Consider the following 547-nt stretch of genomic DNA (forward strand, 5'->3'; position numbering starts at 1 on the left):
TGTCACCGACCGGCATATTGGATCCACTCCATGATCGGCATATAGGCGCCACCCGCTGACCGGCGTAATGGAGCCAGGGCGTGATCGCCGTATTGGAGCCAGTCTCGGATCGGCGTAATGAGGCCACTGGCCTAGCAGCAGGCGTTGAACGACACCCCGAATTGACCGCCGCCATCTCTACCCTTTGGGCCTTTGCCCGGAGGCTCAGCGATGGCGCGCAGGAGATTCGAGATGCATCACTACCGACAGGCCTTGCTGCGAATGCGCCAGGGCGAGTCCGACCGGGAGATCGCGGCGGCCCGTCTCATGGGCCGGCGCAAGGCGGCGCAATGGCGTGAACTGGCCACCGCTCGCGGCTGGCTCAATGTCCAGCAGCCGTTGCCCGACGACGAGGCCATCGCCACCGCCCTGGGTGAACCCCGGCGCGCCAGCACCACCATCTCCACCCTGGAGCCGCACCGGGCCCTGCTCAGCGCCTGGGTCGAGCAAGGCGTCTCGGGCGCTGCCATCCACGCCGCCCTGAAGCGCCAACACGCCTGGGCCGGCA

1 pseudogene is annotated in these 547 nt (G+C 67.6%); it reads left to right on the forward strand.

Annotated features, from left to right (window positions below):
- Positions 1 to 231: 231 nt before the first annotated feature.
- Positions 232 to 547 (forward strand): annotated as a pseudogene (locus ACX12L_RS23005) (IS21 family transposase); the annotation flags it as partial.

Source organism: Alicycliphilus sp. T452, assembly GCF_054512775.1.